This is a genomic window from Dactylosporangium sp. NPDC050688, assembly GCF_040654515.1.
Taxonomy (GTDB): Bacteria; Actinomycetota; Actinomycetes; order Mycobacteriales; family Micromonosporaceae; genus Dactylosporangium.
This window is the reverse complement of the sequence record NZ_JBFAIC010000026.1, coordinates 1-23,559: the sequence shown is the minus strand read 5'-3', so window position 1 is coordinate 23,559 and position 23,559 is coordinate 1. Positions and strand designations below refer to the sequence as shown.

24 protein-coding genes, 2 pseudogenes and 1 riboswitch are annotated in these 23,559 nt (G+C 72.9%); of the genes and pseudogenes, 13 read left to right on the top strand and 13 right to left on the bottom strand.

Annotated elements, in window-relative coordinates; all coding sequences use genetic code 11:
* Positions 1-33: 33 nt before the first annotated feature.
* Entirely contained in the window at positions 34-660 is a 627-nt protein-coding gene (locus tag AB0H83_RS24325) for an NAD(P)H-dependent oxidoreductase (protein ID WP_360098119.1), read from the bottom strand.
* Between the two features lie 96 nt (positions 661-756).
* Here AB0H83_RS24325 and AB0H83_RS24320 point away from each other — a divergent pair, with 96 nt between their 5' ends.
* Positions 757-1,179: a MarR family transcriptional regulator gene (locus AB0H83_RS24320; RefSeq protein WP_360098117.1), complete on the top strand. Its 423-nt coding sequence runs from the start codon at positions 757-759 to the stop codon at positions 1,177-1,179.
* A 13-nt stretch (positions 1,180-1,192) separates the two neighbouring features.
* On the opposite strand, the gene AB0H83_RS24315 is transcribed toward AB0H83_RS24320, so the two are convergent.
* Positions 1,193-1,732 (bottom strand): RNA polymerase sigma factor, encoded by a 540-nt coding sequence (locus tag AB0H83_RS24315; RefSeq protein ID WP_360098115.1) that lies wholly within the window; start codon positions 1,730-1,732, stop codon positions 1,193-1,195.
* A gap of 42 nt (positions 1,733-1,774) precedes the next feature.
* Between AB0H83_RS24315 and AB0H83_RS24310 the strand changes: the two genes are divergently transcribed.
* Positions 1,775-3,106 (top strand): serine/threonine-protein kinase, encoded by a 1,332-nt coding sequence (locus AB0H83_RS24310; RefSeq protein ID WP_360098113.1) that lies wholly within the window; start codon positions 1,775-1,777, stop codon positions 3,104-3,106.
* Here AB0H83_RS24310 and AB0H83_RS24305 read toward each other — a convergent pair.
* The 3 genes and pseudogenes from AB0H83_RS24305 to AB0H83_RS24295 all read right to left on the bottom strand — a co-directional run bounded on the left by AB0H83_RS24305 (position 3,097) and on the right by AB0H83_RS24295 (position 5,239).
* A complete protein-coding gene (locus tag AB0H83_RS24305; RefSeq protein WP_360098112.1) occupies positions 3,097-3,717 on the bottom strand; it encodes a hypothetical protein in 621 nt (206 codons plus the stop codon). The genes AB0H83_RS24310 and AB0H83_RS24305 overlap by 10 nt on opposite strands.
* A gap of 137 nt (positions 3,718-3,854) precedes the next feature.
* Positions 3,855-3,980, bottom strand: a pseudogene (locus tag AB0H83_RS24300) (sugar kinase); the annotation flags it as partial.
* Positions 3,980-5,239, bottom strand: a complete 1,260-nt coding sequence (locus AB0H83_RS24295) for an ROK family transcriptional regulator (RefSeq protein WP_360098261.1) — start codon at positions 5,237-5,239, stop codon at positions 3,980-3,982. The pseudogene AB0H83_RS24300 and the gene AB0H83_RS24295, both read right to left, overlap by 1 nt.
* Positions 5,240-5,546: 307 nt before the next feature.
* On the opposite strand from AB0H83_RS24295, the gene mmsA reads away from it, so the two are divergent.
* The 4 genes from mmsA (at position 5,547) to AB0H83_RS24275 (ending at position 10,917) form a co-directional block, all read left to right on the top strand.
* Positions 5,547-7,118 carry a multiple monosaccharide ABC transporter ATP-binding protein gene (gene mmsA, locus AB0H83_RS24290; RefSeq protein WP_360098110.1) on the top strand — a complete coding sequence of 524 codons (1,572 nt, stop codon included), beginning with the start codon at positions 5,547-5,549 and terminating at the stop codon, positions 7,116-7,118.
* A complete protein-coding gene (gene mmsB / locus AB0H83_RS24285; RefSeq protein WP_360098108.1) occupies positions 7,115-8,413 on the top strand; it encodes a multiple monosaccharide ABC transporter permease in 1,299 nt (432 codons plus the stop codon). Before mmsA ends, mmsB begins: the two co-directional genes overlap by 4 nt.
* Before the next feature lie 56 nt (positions 8,414-8,469).
* On the top strand, positions 8,470-9,579 hold the full coding sequence (locus tag AB0H83_RS24280) for a sugar-binding protein (protein WP_360098106.1): 1,110 nt from the start codon (positions 8,470-8,472) through the stop codon (positions 9,577-9,579).
* Positions 9,580-9,669: 90 nt separating this feature from the next.
* Positions 9,670-10,917, top strand: a complete 1,248-nt coding sequence (locus tag AB0H83_RS24275) for an ROK family protein (RefSeq protein ID WP_360098104.1) — start codon at positions 9,670-9,672, stop codon at positions 10,915-10,917.
* A 290-nt stretch (positions 10,918-11,207) separates the two neighbouring features.
* Here AB0H83_RS24275 and AB0H83_RS24270 read toward each other — a convergent pair whose 3' ends face one another.
* Together AB0H83_RS24270 and AB0H83_RS24265 are read right to left on the bottom strand one after the other, a co-directional pair.
* On the bottom strand, positions 11,208-12,029 hold the full coding sequence (locus AB0H83_RS24270) for an ABC transporter permease (RefSeq protein WP_360098102.1): 822 nt from the start codon (positions 12,027-12,029) through the stop codon (positions 11,208-11,210).
* A complete protein-coding gene (locus AB0H83_RS24265; RefSeq protein ID WP_360098100.1) occupies positions 12,026-12,961 on the bottom strand; it encodes an ABC transporter ATP-binding protein in 936 nt (311 codons plus the stop codon). Before AB0H83_RS24265 ends, AB0H83_RS24270 begins: the two co-directional genes overlap by 4 nt.
* An 85-nt stretch (positions 12,962-13,046) precedes the next feature.
* Here AB0H83_RS24265 and AB0H83_RS24260 point away from each other — a divergent pair, with 85 nt between their 5' ends.
* Both AB0H83_RS24260 and AB0H83_RS24255 read left to right on the top strand, forming a co-directional pair.
* On the top strand, positions 13,047-14,171 hold the full coding sequence (locus AB0H83_RS24260; RefSeq protein ID WP_360098098.1) for a sensor histidine kinase: 1,125 nt from the start codon (positions 13,047-13,049) through the stop codon (positions 14,169-14,171).
* Positions 14,168-14,818 carry a response regulator transcription factor gene (locus AB0H83_RS24255; RefSeq protein ID WP_360098096.1) on the top strand — a complete coding sequence of 217 codons (651 nt, stop codon included), beginning with the start codon at positions 14,168-14,170 and terminating at the stop codon, positions 14,816-14,818. The genes AB0H83_RS24260 and AB0H83_RS24255 overlap by 4 nt, the downstream gene beginning before the upstream one ends.
* A gap of 192 nt (positions 14,819-15,010) precedes the next feature.
* Here the strand turns inward: AB0H83_RS24255 and AB0H83_RS24250 are convergent, their stop codons facing one another.
* Positions 15,011-15,967 (bottom strand): helix-turn-helix domain-containing protein, encoded by a 957-nt coding sequence (locus tag AB0H83_RS24250; RefSeq protein WP_360098094.1) that lies wholly within the window; start codon positions 15,965-15,967, stop codon positions 15,011-15,013.
* A gap of 103 nt (positions 15,968-16,070) precedes the next feature.
* On the opposite strand from AB0H83_RS24250, the gene AB0H83_RS24245 reads away from it, so the two are divergent.
* Positions 16,071-17,006 (top strand): NADP-dependent oxidoreductase, encoded by a 936-nt coding sequence (locus tag AB0H83_RS24245; protein ID WP_360098092.1) that lies wholly within the window; start codon positions 16,071-16,073, stop codon positions 17,004-17,006.
* 38 nt (positions 17,007-17,044) lie between these two features.
* Here the strand turns inward: AB0H83_RS24245 and AB0H83_RS24240 are convergent, their stop codons facing one another.
* Complete coding sequence (locus tag AB0H83_RS24240) at positions 17,045-17,683, bottom strand: hypothetical protein (protein WP_360098089.1); 639 nt, start codon at positions 17,681-17,683, stop codon at positions 17,045-17,047.
* 83 nt (positions 17,684-17,766) lie between these two features.
* Positions 17,767-18,168, bottom strand: a complete 402-nt coding sequence (locus tag AB0H83_RS24235) for a hypothetical protein (protein ID WP_360098086.1) — start codon at positions 18,166-18,168, stop codon at positions 17,767-17,769.
* An 88-nt stretch (positions 18,169-18,256) separates the two neighbouring features.
* On the opposite strand from AB0H83_RS24235, the gene AB0H83_RS24230 reads away from it, so the two are divergent.
* Positions 18,257-19,096: an alpha/beta fold hydrolase gene (locus tag AB0H83_RS24230; RefSeq protein ID WP_360098083.1), complete on the top strand. Its 840-nt coding sequence runs from the start codon at positions 18,257-18,259 to the stop codon at positions 19,094-19,096.
* Here AB0H83_RS24230 and AB0H83_RS24225 read toward each other — a convergent pair.
* Both AB0H83_RS24225 and AB0H83_RS24220 read right to left on the bottom strand, forming a co-directional pair.
* Positions 19,067-19,753, bottom strand: a complete 687-nt coding sequence (locus AB0H83_RS24225) for an HAD family hydrolase (protein ID WP_360098080.1) — start codon at positions 19,751-19,753, stop codon at positions 19,067-19,069. The genes AB0H83_RS24230 and AB0H83_RS24225 overlap by 30 nt on opposite strands.
* Positions 19,754-19,808: 55 nt before the next feature.
* Positions 19,809-20,327, bottom strand: a complete 519-nt coding sequence (locus AB0H83_RS24220; protein ID WP_360098077.1) for a Uma2 family endonuclease — start codon at positions 20,325-20,327, stop codon at positions 19,809-19,811.
* A 228-nt stretch (positions 20,328-20,555) separates the two neighbouring features.
* Positions 20,556-20,762: riboswitch (cobalamin riboswitch) on the top strand.
* 38 nt (positions 20,763-20,800) lie between these two features.
* On the opposite strand from AB0H83_RS24220, the gene bluB reads away from it, so the two are divergent.
* The 3 genes from bluB (at position 20,801) to AB0H83_RS24205 (ending at position 23,095) form a co-directional block, all read left to right on the top strand.
* On the top strand, positions 20,801-21,421 hold the full coding sequence (gene bluB / locus AB0H83_RS24215; protein WP_360098074.1) for a 5,6-dimethylbenzimidazole synthase: 621 nt from the start codon (positions 20,801-20,803) through the stop codon (positions 21,419-21,421).
* A gap of 112 nt (positions 21,422-21,533) precedes the next feature.
* A complete protein-coding gene (locus AB0H83_RS24210) occupies positions 21,534-21,890 on the top strand; it encodes a YciI family protein (RefSeq protein WP_360098071.1) in 357 nt (118 codons plus the stop codon).
* 41 nt (positions 21,891-21,931) lie between these two features.
* Complete coding sequence (locus tag AB0H83_RS24205; RefSeq protein ID WP_360098259.1) at positions 21,932-23,095, top strand: DUF6596 domain-containing protein; 1,164 nt, start codon at positions 21,932-21,934, stop codon at positions 23,093-23,095.
* Here AB0H83_RS24205 and AB0H83_RS24200 read toward each other — a convergent pair.
* Positions 23,085-23,559, bottom strand: a pseudogene (locus AB0H83_RS24200) (glycoside hydrolase family 2 protein); the annotation flags it as partial. The gene AB0H83_RS24205 and the pseudogene AB0H83_RS24200 overlap by 11 nt on opposite strands.

The following is a 23,559-nucleotide window of genomic DNA, read 5'->3' as shown; positions in this document are numbered from 1 at the left end:
AGTCACCGGACCCCGCGGAAGCCGGCACGTACCTCAGAAGCGCTTCGCTGCCTCGACCGCGTCGGCCGTGGCGAGGGCTCGGCCCGCCTCGGCGTCGGCGGTGGCGAGGTTGGGGCGGAACTCGACCGTGGTGAGGTCGGTGATGCCGGCCCAGCGCAGCCAGTCGTCGAAGTACGGGCGCTGGAAGTCGGCGCCGAAGGCGGGGCCGCGGCCCTCGCCGTACACGGCGCTGGTGTAGATGACGGCGGCCTTGCGGCCGGTGAGCAGGCCGGTGTAGCCGGTGGCGGGGTCGAAGCCGAAGACCAGGCCCGGCTGGCTGACCACGTCGATGAACTGCTTGAGGATGTACGGCACGCCGGCGTTCCACATGGGCACCGAGAAGAGCAGCTTGTCGGCCGCGGCGAAGCGGTCGAAGGCGGCGCGGGCGGCGGTCCAGGCGGCGGCGCCCGCGCCGGTCGGCTCGACGCCGGCGAACACGTCCATCTTGGCGCCGGCGGCCGCCGGGCCGAAGGCGGGCAGCGTGCCGTCCCACAGGTCCCATTCCTCGACGGTGTGGGCCGGGTGCTGCTCCCGGTACACCTGCAGAAAACGCGACGCGAGTGCGAGGGACTCCGAGCGTGCGCCGCGCGGGGACGCCGAGATGTGCAGCAGCTTGGTCATGACGGGACCTCCATCGGAAGATGCGCAAAAAGTGTGTGCGCACGCACTAAGTTAGCCACGTGTGTGCGCACGCACAAGAGTTGGTACGGTGTGACGATGGACAACACGGCCGCCTGGGCGGGCCTGCTGCGGGTGCACGCCGCGCTGGTCCCGGTGCTGGACCAGGAGCTGCAGCAGGCCCACGGGCTGCCGCTGACCTGGTACGACGTGCTGCTGGAGCTCAACTCCGCCAAGGACCGGCAGCTGACGATGGGGGAGCTGGGCACGAAGGCGGTGGTCAGCCGCAGCCGCACCAGCCGCGTGGTCGACGAGCTCACCAAGGCCGGCCTGGTCGAGCGGGTCGCCAACCCCGCCGACGGTCGGTCCGCGTTCGCCAGGATCACCGCCGCCGGCCGGGCCAGGCTGCGCGCCGCCGCGCCGACCTACCTCGCCGGCATCGAGGCGCACTTCACCAGCAGGATGACCCCCGCCGAGGCCCGCACCGTGGCCACGGCACTGGAGAAGGTGCTCAAGGGGTAGCCACGGTCGGCCGTCAGGCAGGGTCCAGCGAGGCCCGGACGTGGCGGCGGGCGTCGTGGATGCGGGACTTGAGGGTGCCGAGCGGAATGTCCAGGTGGGCGGCGATCTCCTCGTAGGACAGCTGGCACAGATCGCGCAGCACCAACGGGCCGACCAGCTCGGCGCGGTGCGCCTCCAGCTGCTCGAGGGCGTCCAGCAGATCCAGCCGGGACCCGGCGATGACGCTGGTCGTGCGGGGGTCCGCGGCGTCGAGGGGGAGCTGGGGGGTGGCCTGCTCACTCGCCCGGCGTTTGAGGCTGCGGTACGTCTGGCGGGCGCAGTTGGCCGTCACGACGTAGAGCCACGTGGAGAACCTGGCACGGGCGTCGAAGGTGGAGATCTTCAGCGCCACCTGCAGCAGCGTGTCCTGGCAGGCCTCCTCGGCGTCCTGCAGGCAGGGCAGGATGCGCAGGCACTGGCGCAGGACCTGCGGGGCGATACGGGCCAGCAGCGTGTCGCGCGCGGCCACGTCGCCGTTCGCGGCCAGCGCCGCCAGCTCCTCGATGTCGTTCAACGTCTCCCCCGGAAAGTTTGCTGGGTGGCTGATAATACGAGCGTGCCAGTGCCTGACAAGATCGGTCGATATCGCGTGCTGCGGCGGATCGGGTCGGGCGCGTTCGCGACCGTGTGGCTCGGGGCCGACGACGCCCTCGACGCGTCGGTGGCGATCAAGGTGCTGGCGGACAACTGGACCTACCACGCCGACCTGCGGGCCCGGTTCGAGGAGGAGGGGCGGATCATGCGGCGGGCCGACTCGCCGCTGCTGGTCCGGGTGCTGGACGTCGGTGAGCTGCCGGACGGCCGGCCCTACCTCGTGATGCCGTTCGCCGCCGGTGGCTCCCTCGCCGAGCGGCTCGCCGACGGGCCGCTGCCGGTCGAAGAGGCGCTGCTGGTGGCGGCCGACATCGCGGATGCCGTGGCGGTGCTGCACGAGGCCGGGGTGCTGCACCGCGACCTGAAGCCGTCCAACGTGCTGTTCCAGCCCGCGCCGGGCCGCGACCGGGTCCTGGTCGCCGACCTCGGCCTGGCCAAGGCGCTGGCCACCGCCTCCGGGTTCACGATCGCCGCCGGTACGCCCGGCTACGCGGCACCCGAGCAGGCCCGCCTCGGCGGCGGGCTGGACGTGCGGGCCGACGTCTACGGCATCGGCGCGACGCTGCACCACATGCTCACCGGCCGCCCACCGGTCCCCGGCGAGCGGCCCGCCGGGAAGAAGCCGGTGGGCGACATCGTGCGCCGGGCCCTGCACCCCGACCCGCGCAAGCGCTTCGAGTCGGCGGCCGAGCTCGGCGCCGAGCTGCGGTCGGCCGCCGACTCGATCGGCCAGGTGACCCGCCGGCGCAAGGTGTGGCGGACGGCGACGCTGGTGGCCGCCGCGGCCGCGGTGCTGGCGGTCAGCGCGGGCTCCGCCGCCGCGGGCGGGCCGCCACCGGGCTGGGTCCGGGTGCGTGACGCCGGCGGCGTGCTGTCGATCGCGGTGCCGCCGGCGTGGGCGGGCCAGCTGCGCGACGCGGGCTGGGACCCGGCGGCGCTGCGGCTGCCCGCCGGCCACGCGCCGGGCCTCGTGGTGACGAAGGATGTCGTCGCCTGGGCCGACCCGGCGAGCGTGCTGCCCGGCGTCTTCGCCGGCGCCTTCACCACCGGAGGCCCGCAGCCCGTGCTGCCGGAGCATCCTGCACCCTGCGTCCGCCGGCCCGACCGCACGCTCGCCGTCGCCGGCGGACAGGCCCTGATCCGGCGCTGGACGGCCTGCGCCGGATCTGTCTCCTACAGCGAGGTGCTGTTCGTCGCTCGTGGCTTCGGGGTGTACGTGCAGGTCAAGCAGGTGGGTGCGGTGGACCGCACCGACGAGGTCCTGGCCGGCCTGCGGCTGTCCGCCTACTCGTAGCAGTCCTGGTTCACCAGCTGCAGGGTCACCTCGGTGACCTTGTTGTTGTGCACCACGATCCGGTAGATCGCCTTGTCGTTGCCCGGCACCTTCGCGTAACCGCGGCCGTCGCTGGCGTCGCCGTCGACGCCGGTCCAGGTGGGGTACCTGCGGCGCATCTCGGCGCTGGACATGCCGATGCGGACCCCTTCCTTCGTCTCCAGGGCGTCCCAGGCGTTGATGGCGGTCACCCCCAGCCTCGGCGAGAGCATGACCCACCCGTCCTTCGGGGCGCCCCGGACCTCGGCCGTGGCGCAACCTGGGCCTGCCTCGAACGCGGTCACCACCCCGGTGGCGAGGGCCTGCTCCTTGGTCATGCCGAGCCGGATCGCGCCGTACCCGACCGGACCGAGCACCGGCTTCGTCGCGGTGGCGCTGGTCTTCGTGGCGGCCGGCGAAGATGCCTGGGCGGTGGGCGAGGCCGGGGCCGGCGTGGTGGGCGAGGTGCTGGGCGCCGCCGGACCGGCCGGGGCGGCGTCGCCGCTGCGGTGCTCGGGCGCCGGGGTGCAGGCGGTCAGCAGGAGGCCGGCGGTGAGGGCGGCGGTGAGGGTGGTGAACGTCTTCGTGCGCATCGTGAACTCCTTCGGTTGTGGTGTCGCAGGGTTCGATGCGTCCTTCGCAGGGTTTGTTCGCCGCGGCTGAGTCAGGTATGCGTCAGCGGCTTCGATCTTGCCCGCTGCCGGGCCGGTCTGCTACCCGAGGCGAGGGCTCGCAGGTGCTCCCGGCAGGCGGGCAGCGCCGTCGTCGTCGTCAGGCGGCCGCGGACCTGCGCGGCACCGGCGACGTACAGCTCGCGCAGCGCGCCGCCGAACACGACCGCGGTCGGGCTGAAGATCAGGCGGACAGCAGCGAAGACACCTGCGGGGAGTACGTGGCGTGCAGGACGAGCGCGGCGCCGCCGATGACGGCGGAGTCGACGCCGAGCGGGGAGACGGCCACGTCGACGACGCGGATGTGGCGGGCAAGGGGGCGGGTGGCCAGGGCCCGGACCACGGCCTGGCGGAAGCGGCCCTCGACGTGGCGGATGCCGTGGCCGCCGAGGATGACGAGGTCGACGTCGACGATGTTGACGACATTGACCGCGACGATGGCGAGGTGCTCGGCGGCTGCGTCGATGACGGCGGTGGCCAGGGGATCGCCGGCCGCGGCGGCGAGGCAGATCGCCGGATGGTCCACGGCGGCCGGGTCGGTGCGGTACAGCGCGGCGAGCGACGACGCGGCGGGATCGACGCCGGCCAGCGCCGCCTTCGCCGCGGCGCTGCGGACCAACGCCGGCGCGGCGGCGGCCGGCGCAGCCGCGGCGGTGGCGAGCAGGTGGTGGGCGGCGGCGACGATGGCCGGCGGGTTGACCAGGCTCTCCAGGCAGCCGCGGTTGCCGCAGTAGCAGTCCGGGCCGTCCGCCGCGACGGACGTGTGGCCGAACTCGGCGGCGTTCATCGAGCCACCGCGGTGCACCTGGTGGCCGAGGACCAGGCCGCCGCCGACGCCGGTGCCGAGGTGGAAGTAGGCGAAGTTGGCCACGCCGCGGCCGGCGCCGGCCCAGCGTTCGCCGACGGCGGCGGCGGTGGCGTCGTTGTCGAGGGTCACCTCGAGGCCGGTGGCGGTGGCGAGCATCTCCTTGATCGGCACGCGGCTCCAGTCGGCCAGCTGGGGCGGGGAGATGACCATGCCGACGTGCTGGTCGATGGGGCCGGGGGCGGCGAGGCCGAGGCCGAGGACCCGGTCGCGCTGGACGCCGGCCTCACGCAGGACCTCGTCGACGAGCTCGGCCATGGCGGCGGTGACGGTCGCCGGGTCGCCGGGGCGCGGGGTGGGGCGGCGGGCGGTGACGAGCGGGCGCCCGAGCAGGTCGACGACGACCGCGGCGAGCTCCACCGGGTCGAAGTGCAGGCCGACGGCGCGACCGGCGTCGGCGTTGATGCGCAGCACGGTGCGGGGCTTGCCGCCGTTGGACGTGCGGGCGCCGTCCTCGTGCACGATGCCCTCGTCGATCAGCCGCCGGACGATGCCGGACACGGTCTGCGGGGTCAGCCCGGTGTGCTGTGCGATCTCCACGCGACTGACACCGTCGGCGAGCTGAATCTGATCCAGCACCACAGCCCGGTTGTATTGCCCTACTTTAGGGAGGTTGGTACCTACCTGTCGCACGCGTTCCCGCCTTCTTGCCGGTTCCTCATCACATCCTCTCGCAGCACGTTGACTTTGTAAAACAATTTGATTTACGCTCGGACACACGCAGCTAACCGCCCGGACACGAGGCAGTGGCTCTCGGCCCCCCGCGACGCCGCGTCATTACCGGATTGTTACCAACCCGTCCAGCTGGCGGCTTTGCAAAGACTGCGATCTGAAATAAGTTGGTCGCCACAACAAATGTGCCAACTGGCGTTCCCCCGGAGGCAACATGACGAGCAGCGCTCCGGTCTTGCTGGAGATGCGGTCGATCACCAAGGAGTTTCCCGGCGTCAAGGCGCTCGAGGACGTCAACCTGGTGGTCCGGTCCGGCGAGATCCACGCCATCTGCGGCGAGAACGGCGCCGGCAAGTCCACGCTGATGAAGGTCCTGAGCGGTGTGTACCCGTACGGCTCCTACACCGGTGACATCATCTACCAGGGCACCGAGTCCCGCTTCCCGGACATCCGCGCCAGCGAGCACGCCGGCATCGTGATCATCCACCAGGAACTCGCACTGGTGCCGGGCATGTCCATCACCGAGAACCTGTTCCTGGGCAACGAGCCCCGCAGGTTCGGCGCGATCGACTGGCAGGCCGCCAACAAGAAGGCCTACGAGCTGATGGCGCTGGTGGGCCTCAAGGAAGACCCCGACACCCTCATCAAGGACATCGGCGTCGGCAAGCAGCAGCTCGTGGAGATCGCCAAGGCGTTCGCCAAGGACGTGCGGCTGCTGATCCTCGACGAGCCGACCGCCGCGCTCAACGAGAACGACTCCCAGCACCTGCTCGACCTGCTGCTCGGCTTCAAGGAGCGGGGCATCACATCGATCATGATCTCGCACAAGCTCAACGAGATCGAGCGGATCGCCGACACCATCACGATCCTGCGCGACGGGCGGACCATCGAGAGCCTCGACGTCAAGGGCGACGGGGTCAACGAGGACCGCATCGTGCGGGGCATGGTGGGCCGCGACCTGAGCAGCCGGTTCCCCGAGCACACGCCGAACATCGGCGAGGTGTTCTTCGAGGTTCGTGACTGGACGGTCCGGCACCCGATCTCCGCCGACCGCCTGGTGTGCAAGGGCTCCAGCTTCAACGTGCGCCGCGGCGAGATCGTCGGCTTCGCCGGCCTGATGGGCGCCGGGCGGACCGAGCTGGCGATGAGCATCTTCGGCCGGTCCTACGGGCACTGGCTGTCCGGGCACATCTACAAGGACGGCCAGGAGATCGAGCTCAAGACGGTCGCGGACGCCATCAAGCACGGCCTGGCGTACGTGAGCGAGGACCGCAAGGCGATCGGCCTCAACCTCCTCGACGACATCAAGACGTCGATGGTGGCGGCCAAGCTGTCGAAGATCTCCCGGCACGGCGTGCTCGACCAGGTCAAGGAGCACACCTACGCCGAGGAGTACCGCAAGAGCCTGCGGGTCAAGACGCCCACGGTCGACGAGGGCGTCACCAAGCTCTCCGGCGGCAATCAGCAGAAGGTCGTCCTGGCCAAGTGGATGTTCACCGACCCGGACCTGCTGATCCTCGACGAGCCGACCCGAGGCATCGACGTGGGTGCCAAGTACGAGATCTACGGCATCATCCAGCAGCTGGCCGACCGCGGGAAGGGCGTCATCGTCATCTCGTCCGAGCTGCCCGAGCTGATCGGCCTGTGTGACCGCATCTACACAGTGTTCGAAGGCACCATCACCGGCAACATCGACCGTCGCGATGCCAACCCGGAACTCCTCATGAAGCAGATGACCTCCACGAAGACTCAGCAGCCGACTATGAAGAAGATGCCGACGCCATGAGCCGATTCAAAGACCTGCAGAAGAACCTCTTCGGGGGCACCACCTCCAACGCCCGGCAGTTCGGGATGATCTTCGCGCTCCTGGCGACCATCCTGTTCTTCCAGTTCAAGACCGACGGGCTGACGCTCACGTCCGGCAACCTCATCAACGTCGTGAGCCAGTACTCCTACATCCTGATCCTGGCCATCGGCATGCTGATGGTGATCGTGGCCGGTCACATCGACCTGTCCGTCGGGTCGGTCGCCGCGTTCGTCGGCATCATCGTGGCCAAGGCCATGCAGGAGTGGGACCTGCCCTGGTGGCTGGGCATCCTGCTCGGCCTCGGGGTCGGCGCGCTCGTCGGGGCGTGGCACGGCTTCTGGGTCGCCTACATCGGCGTGCCGGCCTTCATCGTCACGCTCGCCGGCATGCTGCTGTTCCGCGGCGGCAACCAGTACATCGGCAACGCCGACTCGGTGCCGGTGCCGGAGGCCTTCAAGAAGATCGGCGCGGGCTACCTGAGCGAGATCGGCCCGGACACCGGGTACAACAACCCGACGTTGCTGCTCGGGCTGGTCGCCTGCCTCGCCGTGGTGTGGCGGGAGTACCGGGCCCGTCAGGTCCGCTTCGCGATGGGCGCCGAGCCGACGCCGGTGTGGGTATCGCTGATCCGCCTGGCAATCATGCTCGGCGTGATCATCTTCGCCACGCTGCGCTTCGCCGGCGGCCGGGTGGGCACCAGCTTCCCGATCTCCGGCATCATCCTGGCCGTCCTGGTCATCGCGTACGCCTTCTACACCCGCAACACGGCCGGCGGCCGGTACATCTACGCGGTCGGCGGCAACTCCCGCGCCGCGGAGCTGTCCGGCGTGAAGCTCAAGCGGGTCAACTTCTTCGTCATGATGAACATGTCGATCCTCGCCGCACTGGCCGGCATGATTTTCGTGGCCCGTTCCGGGGCCTCCGGCCCGCAGGACGGTTTGAGCTGGGAGCTGGACGCCATCGCGGCCGTCTTCATCGGCGGCGCGGCGGTCTCCGGCGGCCTCGGCACCATCAGCGGCTCGATCGTCGGCGGCCTGGTCATGGCCCTGCTCACCAACGGCCTCCAGCTGATCGGCACCGGCACCGACAAGACCCAGATCATCAAGGGTCTGTTCCTGCTCGCCGCCGTCGCGTTCGACGTCTACAACAAGAGCCAGGGCCGCTTCTCGATCATCGGGTCGATAAGCAAACCCTTCCGCCGGGAGTCAACCGGAGATCCGTCCGCACCATCCGGAACCGGACAACAGGCCGCCAAGACCCCGGTGGCCGGCTGACGCCCTTGTCCCGCCCCAACGCCCGCACCACCATCCGAAGAAAGGCACTCCCCAACATGCGCAAGTTCCTCACCAGGAGCCTCGCCGTCAGCGCGGTCGCGCTGCTCGCACTCAGCTCCGCCGCCTGCGGCGACTCGGAGCGCGAGGGCAGCAGCAGCCCCAGCGGTGCCGCCAAGGGCTTCGCCGCCGACTCGCTGATCGGCGTCGCGCTGCCGTCGAAGACGTCGGAGAACTGGGTGCTCGCCGGTGACCTGTTCACCAACGGGCTCAAGGACGCCGGGTTCAAGTCCGACGTACAGTACGCCGGTGCCTCGACCACGGTCGCGGACCAGCAGGCGCAGATCTCCGCCATGATCACCAAGGGCGCGAAGGTCATCGTCATCGGCGCCACCGACGCCGCGCAGCTGTCGACCCAGGTCAAGGCCGCGCACGACGCCGGCATCAAGGTCGTCGCCTACGACCGCCTCATCACCCAGACGCCGGACCTGGACTACTACATCGCGTTCGACAACTTCAAGGTCGGCCAGCTGCAGGGCCAGGCCCTGCTGGACGGCATGAAGGCCAAGAAGGCGACCGGCCCGTGGACCATCGAGCTGTTCTCCGGCTCGCCGGACGACAACAACGCCGGTGTCTTCTTCAACGGCGCGATGGACGTGCTCAAGCCGCTCATCGACAAGGGTGAGGTCGTCGTCGGCTCCGGCCAGACGGACGTCAAGCAGACCGCGATCCAGGGCTGGAAGGCCGAGGGCGCGCAGCAGCGCATGGACTCGCTGCTGACCTCGACCTACACCGCGGGCAAGACCCTCGACGGCGTGCTGTCCCCGAACGACACCCTGGCCCGCGCGATCATCACCTCGGTGAAGGCCGCCGGCAAGCCGATCCCGGTCGTCACCGGCCAGGACTCCGAGGTCGAGTCGGTCAAGTCGATCATGGCTGGCGAGCAGTACTCCACGATCAACAAGGACACCCGCAAGCTGGTCGCCGAGACCATCACCATGGTGAAGGCGCTGCAGGCCGGCAACGAGCCGACCATCAACGACACCAAGTCCTACAACAACGGTGTCAAGGTCGTCCCGTCGTACCTGCTCCCGCCGGTCATCGTGACGAAGGCCAACGCCGCCGAGGCGTACGCCAACGACCCGAAGCTGTCCCCGCTCACCAAGTAGCACCAGGCACCTGACGTCGTGGGTCCCCGGAACACGGTTCCGGGGACCCGCGGCTGTTCCACCCCGGGTTTCGGCCGAAGGGACCTGCCCGTGTTCACGAGCCACCAGCGAAGCACCCCGACCCAGGACTCGGTCCGCCGCCAGAACCTGGGCGCACTCCTGCGGTACGTCCACGTCAGCGGCGACACGTCGCGCGCCGAACTGACCAACCAGCTCGGCCTCAACCGCAGCACCATCGGTGCGCTCACCGCGGACCTCGCCGGCGCCGGACTGATCGACGAGGGCACCCCGCAGGAGACCGGCCGCGCCGGCCGCCCGTCACTGGTCGTGCGCCCCAGGTCGTCGCGCGTCTACGGGTACGCCCTCAGCATCGAGGTCGACCGGCTGCGCGCCGCGCGGGTCGGGCTCGGCGGCAAGGTGCTGGACAGCCGCGAGCTGCCCCGCCCGCACGGCACCGCGGTCCGCGACACCGTCACGACCCTGGCCGGGTTCGTCCGCGACATGCAGCGCACCGCGTCGCCGGACGGCGTCTTCGTCGGCAGCGGCATCGCCGTGTCCCGGATGATGCGCCACGCCGACGGCGTCGTGCGGATGCTTTCCGCCACCGTGAGCGCCGTCGATGGTGTCGCCGTCGCCGCCGGTACCGCTGCCGCTGCCGCCGATGTCGTCGCCGGCCTCGGCGCACGGCTGGGAGCCGAGCTCGGGGCGGCGTTCGGCGGGCAGCTCGGGCTCGACCGGCCGCCGATGATCGGCACGGTCGCGGACCTCGCCGCCCTCGCCGAACACACCCGGGGCGCCGCGGCCGGGCTTGACAACGTTGTCCATCTGCACGGCGACGCGGGCATCAGCGCCGGGATCATCGCCGGCGGCCGGCGCGTCACCGGCCAGGGCGGGCACGGCGGCGAGGTCGGCCACATGGTCGTCAACCCGCAGGGCCGCGAGTGCGGCTGCGGCTCGCGCGGCTGCTGGGAGACGGAGATCGCCCGGTACGTGTCGCTGGAGCGCGGCGCCGTCCGGGCATGCGTCGACGCGGCCCGGCTCGGTGACCCGGCGGCCCGCGCCGCGGTCCGGCACGCCGCGGACTGGCTCGGCTTCGGCGTCGCGAACCTGGTCAACATCTTCAACCCGACCGCGGTCGTGTTCGGCGGCGCGCTGCGCGAGCTGTACCTCGCCGGTACCGCGCAGGTCCGCGGCCGCCTGACGACGGCGCTGCCCGCCTGCCGGGAGCACCTGCGGCTGCGCACGCCGCTGCTCGGCGACGACGCGCCACTGGTCGGCGCGGCCGAGCTCGCGTTCGAGCGCCTGCTGGCGGACCCGCTGGAGACGGCCGAGTCCTGAGCGGGACCGGTCCGCGCCGGCGTCAGGCCAGCAGGATCGCCAGGTGCCGGCAGGTGGCTGCCGGCCGATGGGCCCCTCTCCGGTCGCGAAACCCCGCTCATCGAGCGTTCATCCACCGGTGGTGACCTCAGGTCCGACGTGACGTGACGACCACCGTGAGACCACGTCGGTCTGGGACGCGAGCCAGTTGAGCTGCCGCGGCCACCTCCGGGTGCCGGCGGCACCCGGAGGTGACGGCGCCCGGCCGCCCTCTCGGCGGACGGACCGCCGCTGGACGCGCCCGGGCGCGGTCAGGAAACGTCGCGGCGAAGGAGCAGGACACCGGCGGCGGTGACGGACAAAGCCGTCCACGCTGCCACGAGCAGGGCGGCCGGGCCGCCGTCCAGAGTGGACAGGACGCCGGGGGTGCCGCCGTCGGCGAACGGGACGGCGCCGAGGGCCCCGGCCAGGGAGCCGGCGGCGGTGCCCGGCAGCAGGCCGGCCACGGTCGCGACCGGGGCGAGGACGTTGCCGGTGCCGCGCAGCAGGTTCTCCACCGCGAGGGTCCACACCATGCCGAGCCCGGCGGCGAGCGCCGGGCCGCGGGCCAAGACGCCGAGCAGGACGCCGCACGCCGTCCACATCGCGTGCATCAGCAGCGCCCCGCCAGCTGCCGCGGCGAGACCCGCGAGGTCCGGCGGCGCGAATGACCGCGACTCGGCGGCGGCGACACCGGCCGCGGCGGCGAAGTTCACCGCGAACGTCGCCGCGACCAGCCCGGCGGCAACGACGCCGAGCGCGCCCAGCAGCCCTCCGAAGGCCGAGACCCGGGACGGCGCGACGATCAGGACGGTCTTCCAGGTGCCCCAGCCGTACCCGCTGCCGGCGGCGAGGGCGCCGAGGATCAGCAGGATCGCCCCGCCGAACATCGGCATCCCCTCGACGGTGGTCACGGGCACGCCGGCCGGCAGCAGACCGGCCAGCAGCGGGGCATCCTCGCTCACGGGACGGCTGCCGGTCCGGTAGGACAGGTAGTCGAAGACGTAGCCGAACAGCAGGTCGAGCGTCACCCCGACGCCGAGCAGCACCCACAGCACCGGCCACCTTCGCAGCCGCAACAGCTCCGCACTCATGCCGCACCGCCCCGGTCGCCGGCAGCGGGAACCGGGCCGGAGCCCGCCTCAGCGCCGGAAGCACCGGGAGCCGGCCCGGGGACGGCGCCGGATCCGTCCGTCAGGTCGAAGAACACGTCTTCCAGGGACCGTTCGACCGTGCGGACCTCGTACACCTCGACACCCGCGGCGACGAGTGCCCGCACCAGCGGGGCAGCTGGGCCCGCACACCGTAGCCCGGACCCGGCGAGGGTGGCCGGCCCCGCGACCAGTCCCGCGACCGACAGCGCGACGCCGAGCGGCTCGGCGCGCACGAACAGGGTCGCGTCGCCACGGATCGCCGCGACGGTGCTCTCCGCGACGAGCCGCCCGCCGTTGATCACGCCGACCCGGTCGCAGACCTCCTGAACCTCGCCGAGCAGGTGGCTGGACAGCAGCACGGTGCGCCCCTCGCTGGCCAGGTCGCGCAGCAGCCCGCGCATGGCGGCCGTCCCGCCCGGGTCGAGGCCGTTCGTCGGTTCGTCGAGGATCAGCAGGTCCGGGTCGCCGAGCAAGGCGGCCGCGACCCCGAGCCGTTGCTTCATGCCGAGGGAGTACGTGCGAAACGCCGCACCGCCGTCGAGCCCCACCCGGTCCAGGACGGTCGTGGCGGCGGTGTCCGGCAGGCCGCGGTGCCGGGCGACGACCCGCAGGTTGTCCCGGCCGGACAGGTACGGGTAGAAGCCCGGCCCCTCGATCAGCGCGCCGGTGCGCCGCGCGACGACGGTCACGGTGCCCGAGGTGGGGCGGACCAGGCCGAGGATCATGCGCAGGGTAGTAGTCTTGCCGGCGCCGTTCGGGCCGAGGAAGCCGTACACCTCTGCCGTGCGGACGGTCAGGCTGACGCCGTCGACCACGGCACGCGTGCCGTAGCGGCGAGTCAGCCGGTCGGTGGTCACCATCGTCTGGGTCATGGGACCGAGCATCGGTGTCCGCGCGCGGCGGGGCGTCAGCGTGCGGGCGGCACCGCGCATACGCAAATCGACGTATCCTCGGCCGATGCTGTCCCGGGCCTGGCACGTGGGGTGGCCGGCGCTGCTCGTCGGCGGGGCGGGGCTGGCGGGCACCGGCGGCGCCGGCGACGGCGAGACCGGCTGGACCAGGCCACCCGACCTGATCGCATACCTGCTCGTCGTGGCCGCCGCGGCCGCCACTCTCACGCTGCGCCGCCGGCCCTCGGTGACGCTCGCCGGCTGCGGCGCCGCGGTCGTGGCGTATCTGGCTGCCGGGTATCCGGTCGGACCGATCCTCGTCGCGGTCCCGGTCGCCTCGGCCGGGGCCGCCGTCGCGTGGCCGGCCGCCCGTGCCGTGCCGGCCAACGTGCTGCTGGGGCTGGCGGTGTACGTGGCCGGCGGGGTGCGCTTCGGCCTGCCGTACAGCGGGGTCGCCGGCACCTGGCCGCTGCTGGTCCTGCTCGCTGTGGCGCTGCCGACGGCGATCGGCGCCGGCGTGCGGATCCGGCGGGAGGCGCTCGCCGACCTCCACGAGGCGCACGTCCAGCGGGTCCTCGCCGACGAGCGGACCCGGGTCGCGCACGAGCTGCACGACAGCGTCGGGCATGGCCTGGCCGTGATCGCGATGCAGGCCGGGGTCGCGCTGCACGTGCTGGACCGCGACCCCGGCAAGGTCCGCACGTCGCTGGAGGCGATCCGGGCGGCGAGCCGCGACGCCCTGGACGGCATGCGCGCCGAGCTGGGACTGCTGCGCGACCCCGGCGGTGACGGGCCGCGCAGGCCGGCGGCCGGCCTCGCCGAGGCCCCGGTGCTGCTGCGGCGGATCCGCTCCGGCGGCCTGGCGATCGTCGCGGACCTGTGGGCGGGGGAGCTGCCGCCAGAGGTCGACGCCGCCGCGTACCGAATCCTGCAGGAGTCGCTGACCAACGTGCTGCGGCACGCCGGCCCGGCCACCGCCTGGGTGAGCGTCGCCCGCGACGGCGACGAGCTGGTCGTGCGGGTCCTCGACGACGGCCGGGCGACCGGCGCCGTGGCCGAGGGCAGCGGGATCGCCGGGATGCGGGCGCGCGCGGCACGGCTCGGCGGCACCGTCGACGTCGACCTCCGCCCCGGTGGCGGTCTCGCGGTCGTGGCACGGCTGCCGCTGGAGCCGCCGGGGCGGCGCCCGTGATCCGCGTCGTGGTCGCCGACGATCAGGTGCTGGTCCGCATGGGGCTGCGGACCCTGCTCGACGGCGAGCCGGACATCGACGTGGTCGCCGAGGCCGCCGACGGTGCCGCCGCGGTGGACGAGGTACGCCGCTGCCTGCCCGACGTGGCCCTGCTCGACATCCGGATGCCGGTCCTGGATGGCCTGGCGGCGCTGCGGCAGGTCACCGACGACCCCGCCCTCGACAGGGTCCGGGTCGTCATGCTGACCACGTTCGAGCTCGACGAGTACATCTTCACCGCGCTGCGCGACGGAGCGAGCGGCTTCGTGCTCAAGGACGCCCCGCCGGAGGACCTGCTGCGCGCGGTGCGGGTCGTCGCCGCCGGCGAGTCGCTGCTGTCACCGTCGGTGACCCGCCGCGTCATCGAGCGCCTCGGCGCCGCGGCGTCGCCGCTGGTGCCGCACCCGCAGCTGCACCGGCTCACCGACCGGGAACGGGAGATCGTCGCCTGGGTCGCCACCGGCCGCTCCAACGACGAGATCGCCGCCGCGCTGGTGGTGAGCCCCGCCACCGTTCGCACCCACGTCGGCCGGGCGATGGTCAAGCTGCACGCCCGCGACCGGGCACAGCTCGTCGTCTTCGCCGTCCAGTCCGGCCTGCGCCTGTGACGACCGGCTTCAGCCGGTGGGACGGGCCGCGGTGGTCACGATCGGCCGCGGGCCTGCCAGGGCCGCCGAGGAGGGGGCGCAGTGGTGGTTGCGCACGACAGGCGCGCCGGGGCGGTCACGAGCAGCCGCGCAAGCCCGACCCGGCCGGCGACGGCGTCCACACGCTAGCGCCGGGGCGACGGCCAGCCACCGTTACGCGGAGACGGCCGTGGCGCGGAAGGTGTTGCGGTACGCGATCGGCGGCACGCCGATGGCGCCGGCGAGGTGCTGGCGCATGGAGGCGGCGGTGCCGAACCCGGCCTCGGCGGCGACCCGGTCGACGGGCAGGTCGGTGGTCTCCAGCAGGCGCCGGGCGTGCTCGACGCGCTGCCGGGTGAGCCACTGCCCCGGCGTCATCCCGACCTCCTCGCGGAAACGGCGGGAGAACGTGCGCACGCTCATCCGCGCGTGCGCCGCCAGCTCGGCCAGGGAGATCGGCCGGCCCAGCCGGCCGAGGGCCCACTGCCGGGTCGCGGCCGTCGTCGCTGCCGACGGCTCGGGAACCGGGCGCTCGATGAACTGGGCCTGGCCCCCCTCGCGCCACGGCGGCACGACGCACAGGCGGGCGACCCGGTTGGCGACGGCGCTGCCGTGGTCGCGGCGGATCAGGTGCAGGCACACGTCGATGCCGGAGGCGGCGCCGGCCGCGGTGAGCACGTCGCCGTCGTCGATGAACAGCACGGACGCGTCGACGTCGACGGCGGGGAACGTGCGCTGGAAGTGCTCCGCGTCGTTCCAGTGCGTGGTGGCGCGGCGGCCGTCGAGCAGCCCCGCGGCGGCCAGCACGTAGGAGGCGGTGCAGATCGACACGATCCGCGCGCCGGGCCGCAGCCGGCGCAGCGCCGCGGCCAGGGGCGCGGGCAGCCAGTCGCGCGGCGCGTCGGGCGCGCACACGAACGGCGGCACGACCAGGGTGTCGGCGGTGCCGATGACGGTCGCGTCGTGCTGGACGGCGACGCTGAAGTCGTAGCCGGTACGGACCGCGGCGCCGTCAAGGCTGCAGGTCACGACCTCGTACAGCGGGGCGGCGGTGCCGAAGATGCGGCTGGGGATGCTCAGCTCGAACGGGTAGACCCCGTCCAGGGCGAGCACGACGACGCGATGCGGCATGGCCAGATCCTTGCACATACTGGCAATGCGGCCACTCGAAGGCCGCGGTGATCCCGGCGACGCTGGTACGCGCAACGGCAGTCAACAGATGGGAAACGACACGATGCGCGCGATTGGTCAGGACGGGTTCGGCGGCCCCGAGGTGCTGCGGGTGGTGGCGGCCGAGCGCCCCGAACCGGGGATCTCGGAGGTGCTGGTGCGCGTCCACGCGACCGGCGTGAACCCGACGGACCTGTGGCACCGCGGTACGGGCGGCCTGCTCGGCACGACGGTCCGGCTCGGCTGGGACATGTCCGGGGTGGTGCAGGAGACCGGGCTCGGGGTGACCTGGCTGCAGCCGGGCGACGAGGTGTTCGGCATGCCGCGGCTGCCCGAGGCGGCCGGCACCTACGCCGACTACGTGACGGCGCCGGCCCGGCACCTGGCCCGCAAGCCGGCCGGGTTGTCGCACGTGGAGGCCGCCGGGCTGGGCCTGGCCGGGCTGACCGCGTGGCAGGCTCTGGTCGACACCGCCGACGTGCGGGCCGGGCAGCGGGTCCTGATCCACGCGGCCGCCGGCGGCGTCGGCCACCTCGCGGTGCAGATCGCCAAGGCCCGGGGCGCGTACGTCATCGGTACCGCTCGCGCGGCCAAGCACGAGCTGGTGCGCGGCCTCGGCGCCGACGAGGTGATCGACTACACCGCCGTGCGGTTCGAGGACGTCGCCGCCGACCTGGACGTGGTGGTCGACCCGATCGGCGGCGAGTACGGCCCCCGGTCGCTGACCACGCTGCGCCCCGGCGGCATCCTGGTGTCGCTCGCCTCGCCGGCCGAGGCGTACCTGGCGGACGAGGCGCGGGGGCAGGGGCGGCGGGCCGGGTTCCTGCTCGTGCAGCCGGACCATGCGGGCCTGCGGTCCCTCGCCGACCTGGTCGAGCGGGGGCAGCTGCGGGTCGTGGTGGACACGGTGCTGCCCCTGGAGGAGGTCGCCAAGGCGCACGAGCTGGTCGCCACCGGCCGCTCGACCGGCAAGGTCGTGCTGGCCGTCAGCGACCACTGACCCGCCGCGCGGCAGATCGTTGCCGGCCGGCAACGGCTTCAGCAGCCCTTGGCCCGTTGCGCGCAGCGGTCGGCGGCGGTCTTGGCCAGGGTGCCCACCATGCCGGCGCCGGTGGTGCCGACGGCCATGTCGTTGAGCCACAGCACGTACTCGCCGCGGCGGATCGCGACGATGTCGGCGGTGACCGCGATGCCGAAGTCGGTGTCGCCGGTCATCCGCACCCCGACCGCGCGCTCGCCGAGTGTCGCCGGCAGCTGCGCCGGGGTCAGCGTGAAGCGCACCGTGATGCCGGCCAGGTCCTGGCTGAAGGACTTGCAGGTGGTGCCGGCGGCGGCGAGGCGGTCCATCGCGGGCGCGGCGCCGCCGGCCGGGAAGTGCACGAGCGCGTGGGTCAGGTACGGCCCGACGGCGCCCTTGCTGTAGGTGACGGCGGCGGCCGTGGTGCCGTCGCCGGTCACCGGGGCCAGGGACGGGCAGCCGGGGAAGTTGCCGCCGAGGGTCACCGCGCCGTCGGTGTTCGTGGCCGCCGCGACCGGCACGAACCCGCCGGGCAGGTCGGCCGGCGTCAGCAACGCGGGCCGCAGGTCCTCGGAAGCCTGGGCGTGGGCGGCGGTGGCCGGGGAACCGGTCACCGCGACGGCGGCCGCGACGGCCGCCAGCCTGTGAACCATCCTCATCGACCCAACGCTACGGACACCCCACGGCCTTCATGGCGTTTCGCCCGATATTCCCACTGTTCGTGCTCGCCGCGAGCCGGCCGTCACGCGCCGAGCTGTCCGAACGTGGTGTCCGCCTCGTCGTCGATCTGGAAGCCGGGCCCGAGGCGCCGGGCCACGGTGCGCGCGTCCACCGACATCCACCGCTGCACGGCCGCGTACGCGGGGTCGGCGATGTGGTACCGGCAGCTGCCGCCCCACCAGCCGGGCTCATAGGACACCACGTCGACGAGCCGCCCCGAGAACGGGAACCGGGCCCGGACCTGCTGCGGGATCGTGCACCCGTAATCCTCGAAGTACGGCTGGACGGTCAGCATGGCCAGTAATCGCCCGCCGTCCTCGCGCCACGCCCGTAACCGGCCGGTGCGTTGCAGCGTCCCGGATGTCCGGGTCTGCTCCCGATAGTTCCAATAGAGTTCGTCGTGTACGAGTTGAGCCGCCGCCATGCGGGCCATTGTGTCGATATGACGGGCGTCGATCGCCCGTCGTTGGACACCGTTGGACAACCCGCGCCCGGCGCTAGGATTGCCGGCGATGACGACGGTCCCGGCCGCGAGCACGCCCGCGGTCACCTTCACCAGTGGCGGCCAGACGCTCGCCGGCGTGCTGCACCTGCCGGCCGGCCCCGGCCCGCACCCGGTGGTCGTGCTCCTGCACGGCTTCCCCGGCAACGAGCGCAACTTCGACCTCGCGCAGTCGCTGCGCCGGGCCGGCTACGCGGCGCTCGTGTTCCACTACCGCGGCTCGTGGGGGATGGGCGGCGACTACGCGTTCACGCACGTGCTGCAGGACGCCGCCGCGGTCGTCGCCGCGGTGCGCGCCGAGCCGTTCGCCGCCGCGCACCGTCTCGACCCGGCCCGCGTCGCGGTGGCCGGGCACAGCCTCGGCGGGTTCGCCGCGCTGATGACCGCCGCCGCCGACCCGGCCGTGGCCGCGACCGTCTCGATCGCCGGGTTCGACGTCGGCACCGCCGCCGTGCTGTGCGCGGATCCCGTGACCCGGGCCGAGTGCGTCGAGGCGCTCGGCAGCGACCTGCTCCCGCTGCGCGGCACCAGCGGCGAGGCCCTCGTCAGCGAGATGGTCGCGGCCGGTCCGGCGTGGCGCCTGGCCGGTCTCGCCCGCGCGTTCGAGGACCGCCCGGTGCTGCTCGTCGGCACCGGCCGCGACCCCGTCACGCCGCAGGAGGTGCACCATCAGCCGCTGGTGCGGGCGTACGGGCAGCGCCCCCGCATCCGCCTGGAGCACCTGGTGTTCGACACCGACCACGCGCTGTCGGACCACCGCGTCGAGCTCGCCGGCGTCCTGCTCGACTTCCTCGGCCGCAGCCTCGGCGGGGCGGCCGCGTCACAGCAGGGCGGGCAGCTCGCGCAGTGACGTGACCCGGTGCGGCTCGTCGAGCGGCCCGGCCCCGTCGCGGTCCAGGTGCACCGCGCGCAGCCCGGCCGCCCGGGCGGGCACCACGTCCAGGTCGTGCCGGTCGCCGACGCTCACCACCGCGCCGGGCGGCAGCCCCCACTGCCGGCACGCCGCGGCGAACACCGCGGGGTCGGGCTTGAACAGCCCCAGCGCCTCGGCGGTGTAGACCGGCCCGGCCCGGTCCAGCAGCCCGATGCGGGCCAGCTTGTCGGTCTGCTGCGCCACGATGCCGTTGGTGAGCACCGCCGTGCGCAGTCCGGCCCGGTGCAGCGCCGCCAGGGCCGGTGCGGCGTCAGGATAGGGCGCCCAGGCCTGCTCGTACCCCCGCAGAAACCCGTTGAAGAGGGTGTCCAGGCGCGCCTCGTCGTCCTCGGCGGGCCGGCCGACCGCGACCAGGAAGTCCCTGACGCGGCGGCGGCGCTGCTGCTGGAACGTGATGCGCCCGGCCCGCCAACCGGCCAGGTGCCGCTCCTGCACGGTGCGCCACAGGGCCAGGGTCCGCGCGTCCGGTCCGACCCCGATCGTGGGCAGCCACCGCAGCAGCGCCGCGGTCACCGCGCCCTCGTGGTCCAGCAGCGTGCCGTCGAGGTCGAGCAGTACTCCCTGCACCGTCACGTGCGGGGATGGTACCGGTGACGAACCTGACCTATTTCCACCGGTGCTGTTGCCCTCAGCTGAGGTCGGGCACGGGCCCGTTCAGCAGCCAGGCCAGGGGCCGCGGCTCGTGCTCCGTCACGAACTCGCCGTCGCGCAGGACCAGCGCCTGCAAGGTGGTGGCCGCGTCGCGACCGACGATCCAGTAGCGGGGGACGCCGGCCGTCGCATACTCGTCGCGCTTGATGACGCGGTCGATGTGCTCGCTGTCGGGCGACACCACCTCGACCGCGAGAAGTAGTCCGTCGATGCCCGCGTAGCTGGAGCGTGCCGCGCGTGGTGGCTTGTCCTTCGCCCAGACCGTCACGTCCGGCTGCCGCCCGCCGCCGACGTGGATGCCGCAGTCGACCATGATCTGCTCGGGTCCAAACCCATTGGCGTGGAACCAGTGCACCATCTTGGCGACGGTCACCGCATGCTCCGGGTGGGCCGGCGGCATGATGGACAGCACCCCTTCTCGACTCAGCTCGTAGCGGTGATGCTCATCCGCATCCGCCATGGCCGCGACGTCGTCGAGGGTGATCGTGGTCGGCATCCGAGCGCCAACAGCCGCTGCGCTCATGTCGCTCCTCCTGTCCACGCCCGAAGCATACCGACGACCCTGCCGCGATCCGTGCCACAATGACAGATATGAGCATAAGCCCATATCACTGCCGAGGCCCGTCCGGAGCCGCCGCCGGCGCTCGCGTTCCACCTGCTGGAGGAGGGGCGGCTCACCACGCATTACCGGCTGTGCGTCTAGGCCAGGCGTTTAGGCTTGCGGCGGCATGAACTGATGCGAGGTGCCCCGGGCGACCGGGGAGAATCGGGAAGCCGGTGTGAATCCGGCACGGGCCCGCCGCGGTGATCGGGGAGCTGCCGTCCATGCGCGCCCGCGCGGCGTGCGGTCACTGGCCTGCGGGCTGGGAAGGCGGACGGTGCAGGCGTTGATCCGAGAGTCCGAAGACCGGCCTCGCGGTCACCGCCCGCCCCGCGACGGGGCGGGCCGAGCAGCGGGAGCCTGCCCTCATGAGCACCGACCTGTACGACGTCGTGCGCCGCCGCCGCGACGTGCGCGGCCAGTTCACCGGGGCGCCGATCCCCGGCGAGGTCCTCGACCGCGTGCTGAGCGCCGCGCACGCGGCCCCGAGCGTGGGGCTGACCCAGCCGTGGGACTTCGTCCTCGTGCGCGACCCCGGGCTGCGCCGCGCGTTTCACGAGCACGTCCGGCAGGAGCGGGCGACGTTCGCCGCGACCCTTGACGGCGAGGCCGCCGGGACGTTCGCCCGGATCAAGATCGATGGGGTGCTGGAGTCGACGATGTCGGTGGTCGTCACGTACGACGCCGGCCGCGGCGGACCGGGAGTGCTGGGGCGGCACGCGATCGCCGACGCCGGCCTCTACTCGGTGTGCCTCGCCATCCAGAATCTGTGGCTCGCCGCGACCGCCGAGGACCTGGGCGTGGGGTGGGTGTCGTTCTACCGCGAGCCGTTCGTGCGTGAGCTGCTGGGCATCCCCGAGACGATCCGCCCGGTCGCGTGGCTGTGCCTCGGGCCGGTGACGCACCTGGAGACGGTGCCGGACCTGGAGCGGCACGGCTGGCGGCACCGCACCCCGCTCGCCGCGGCGCTGCACCACGACCGCTGGTAGCTGTCGGTTGGCTCCAGCTCACCCGGCGGCGCTTGTCGATTCTGCCGCACTGCGGTTCGTCGTACAGCTGGACGGGCACGACAACGGGCCCGATGGACGAATGGGACGGACAATGGCGAAGTACCTGATCCTCATCTACGGCGACGAGCAGCGCTGGGACGCCGAGACCGAGCAGGAGCGGCGGGCGAAGGAGGAGGGCCACCGGGCGTTCCACGCCGCGGCCGGGACCGGCGTCCTGCACGGGCAGGAGCTGGAGGGCTCGGCGACCGCGACGACCCTGCGTGGCTCCGGCGGCGGGCGGCTCGTCACGACTGACGGGCCGTTCCTGGAGTCGAAGGAGGCCCTCGGCGGGTTCTACGTCGTCGAGGCCGCCGACCTCGACGCGGCGATCTCCCTGGCCGCGCTGCTGCCGGAGCTGGCCTCCGGGCACGGTGGCGTCGAGATCCGCCCGATCGTGGACCACGGGTGAGCGAGGCGGTCGCCGAGGCGCACCGGCGCGAGTGGGCCCGGGTGCTCGCCGCGACGGTGCGCCTCACCCGGGACCTGGACCTCGCCGAGGAGTGCGTCCAGGACGCGTACGCGCAGGCGCTGCGCTCCTGGCCCGTCGACGGTGTCCCGGCCCGCCCCGGCGCGTGGCTCACCACCGTCGCCCGCAACCGCGCCCTGGACGTGCTGCGCCGCGAGACCGCGCTGCGGCGGGCGCTGCCGCTGCTGGTGACCGGCGAGGCCACGCCCGGGCCGGGGGAGGACGACGACCGGCTCCGCCTCGTCTTCACCTGCTGCCACCCGGCGCTGTCGCGGGAGGCGCAGGTCGCGCTCACCCTGCGGCTCGTGTGCGGGCTGTCGACCGCCGAGGTGGCCCGGGCGTTCCTGGTGCCGGAGCCGACGATGGCGGCCCGGGTCACCCGCGCGAAACGCAAGATCAGTGCGGCCCGCATCCCGTACCGGGTGCCGTCGCCGGACGAGCTTCCCGAACGGCTCGGCGCCGTGCTCGACGTGGTGCACCTGGTCTTCACCACGGGCCACGCCGCGCCGGTGGGGGAGCGGCTGGTGCGCCAGGACCTGGTCGACGGCGCCGTCGGCCTGGGCCGCATGCTGCGGCTGCTGCTGCCGCGCGACGCCGAGGTCGCCGCGCTGCTGGCGCTGATGCTGCTCATCGATGCCCGCCGCGACACCCGCAGCGCCCCGGACGGCCGCCCGCTGCTGCTGTCGGAGCAGGACCGGTCCCGGTGGGACACCCGGCAGATCCGGGAGGGCGCCGACCTGCTGGCGTTCGCGCTGCGCCGGGGCGGGCCCACCCGCTACGCCGTGGAGGCCGCGATCGCCGCCGTGCACGCGGAGTCCCCGTCGTGGGAGGCGACCGACTGGCCGCAGATCGTCGCCCTGTACAACGTGCTGCTGGACCTGTGGCCGTCGCCGGTCGTGGCGCTGAACCGGGCCGTCGCCGTGGGCCTGCGCGACGGACCGGCCGCGGGGCTGGCCGCGCTCGAGCCGCTGCTGGACGAGCCGGCCCTGGCCGCGTACGCGTACCTCAGCGCCGCCCGCGCCGACTTCCTGCGCCGCCTCGGCCGCCGCTCGGAGGCAGCGGCCGCGTACCAGGAGGCCCTGGCGTTGACCGGCAACGACGCCGAGCGGGCGTTCCTGGCCGGCCGGCTCGCCGAGGTCAGCGGGTGATGAGGTCGTTCGCGGTGCGCAGTGCTGGGGCGGTGCGCCAGGCGGGGTCGTCGGGGGCGGGGAGCGCGGTGCCGGTCACGTGGAGGGTTACTGATTCGCGGGGGAGGAGGGTGATGAGTTGCCGGTCGGTGTCGGCGGTGGGGTCGAGCCGGTCGGCGAAGAGGGTCAGGTCGCGGACGAAGGTGTGGGCGGTGATTTCCACTGTTGCGCCGTCGGTGGTGGGGTGGACGACGATGTCGAGTTGGGCGGGTGGGTAGGTGAGGTGGATGTCTTCGGCGAAGTAGTGGTGGGCGCTGTGGGCGGTGATGAGTTCGTGGTGGGGGTTGTCGGGTGTGGTGATGTCGGCGGGTAGTGGCATGGTGGCGGCGGCGCCGGGTGGGATGTTGATGGTGATGGTGGTTTTGGCGCGGGGGTGGCCGGTGAAGGTGATTCGTTGGACGTCGATCTGGGTGTGCCAGGTGGTG

Bases quoted from the DNA above. Each gene is read 5' to 3' on its own strand.
- AB0H83_RS24210 (WP_360098071.1), top strand. From the start codon at position 21,534: ATGGCGAAGTACCTGATCCTCATCTACGGCGACGAGCAGCGCTGGGAC.
- AB0H83_RS24270 (WP_360098102.1), bottom strand. From the start codon at position 12,029: ATGAGTGCGGAGCTGTTGCGGCTGCGAAGGTGGCCGGTGCTGTGGGTG.
- AB0H83_RS24305 (WP_360098112.1), bottom strand. From the start codon at position 3,717: ATGCGCACGAAGACGTTCACCACCCTCACCGCCGCCCTCACCGCCGGC.
- AB0H83_RS24235 (WP_360098086.1), bottom strand. From the start codon at position 18,168: ATGGCGGCGGCTCAACTCGTACACGACGAACTCTATTGGAACTATCGG.
- AB0H83_RS24280 (WP_360098106.1), top strand. From the start codon at position 8,470: ATGCGCAAGTTCCTCACCAGGAGCCTCGCCGTCAGCGCGGTCGCGCTG.
- AB0H83_RS24325 (WP_360098119.1), bottom strand. From the start codon at position 660: ATGACCAAGCTGCTGCACATCTCGGCGTCCCCGCGCGGCGCACGCTCG.
- mmsA (WP_360098110.1), top strand. From the start codon at position 5,547: ATGACGAGCAGCGCTCCGGTCTTGCTGGAGATGCGGTCGATCACCAAG.
- mmsB (WP_360098108.1), top strand. From the start codon at position 7,115: ATGAGCCGATTCAAAGACCTGCAGAAGAACCTCTTCGGGGGCACCACC.
- bluB (WP_360098074.1), top strand. From the start codon at position 20,801: ATGAGCACCGACCTGTACGACGTCGTGCGCCGCCGCCGCGACGTGCGC.
- AB0H83_RS24250 (WP_360098094.1), bottom strand. From the start codon at position 15,967: ATGCCGCATCGCGTCGTCGTGCTCGCCCTGGACGGGGTCTACCCGTTC.
- AB0H83_RS24320 (WP_360098117.1), top strand. From the start codon at position 757: ATGGACAACACGGCCGCCTGGGCGGGCCTGCTGCGGGTGCACGCCGCG.
- AB0H83_RS24220 (WP_360098077.1), bottom strand. From the start codon at position 20,327: ATGCCGACCACGATCACCCTCGACGACGTCGCGGCCATGGCGGATGCG.
- AB0H83_RS24260 (WP_360098098.1), top strand. From the start codon at position 13,047: ATGCTGTCCCGGGCCTGGCACGTGGGGTGGCCGGCGCTGCTCGTCGGC.
- AB0H83_RS24230 (WP_360098083.1), top strand. From the start codon at position 18,257: ATGACGACGGTCCCGGCCGCGAGCACGCCCGCGGTCACCTTCACCAGT.
- AB0H83_RS24240 (WP_360098089.1), bottom strand. From the start codon at position 17,683: ATGAGGATGGTTCACAGGCTGGCGGCCGTCGCGGCCGCCGTCGCGGTG.
- AB0H83_RS24265 (WP_360098100.1), bottom strand. From the start codon at position 12,961: ATGACCCAGACGATGGTGACCACCGACCGGCTGACTCGCCGCTACGGC.
- AB0H83_RS24245 (WP_360098092.1), top strand. From the start codon at position 16,071: ATGCGCGCGATTGGTCAGGACGGGTTCGGCGGCCCCGAGGTGCTGCGG.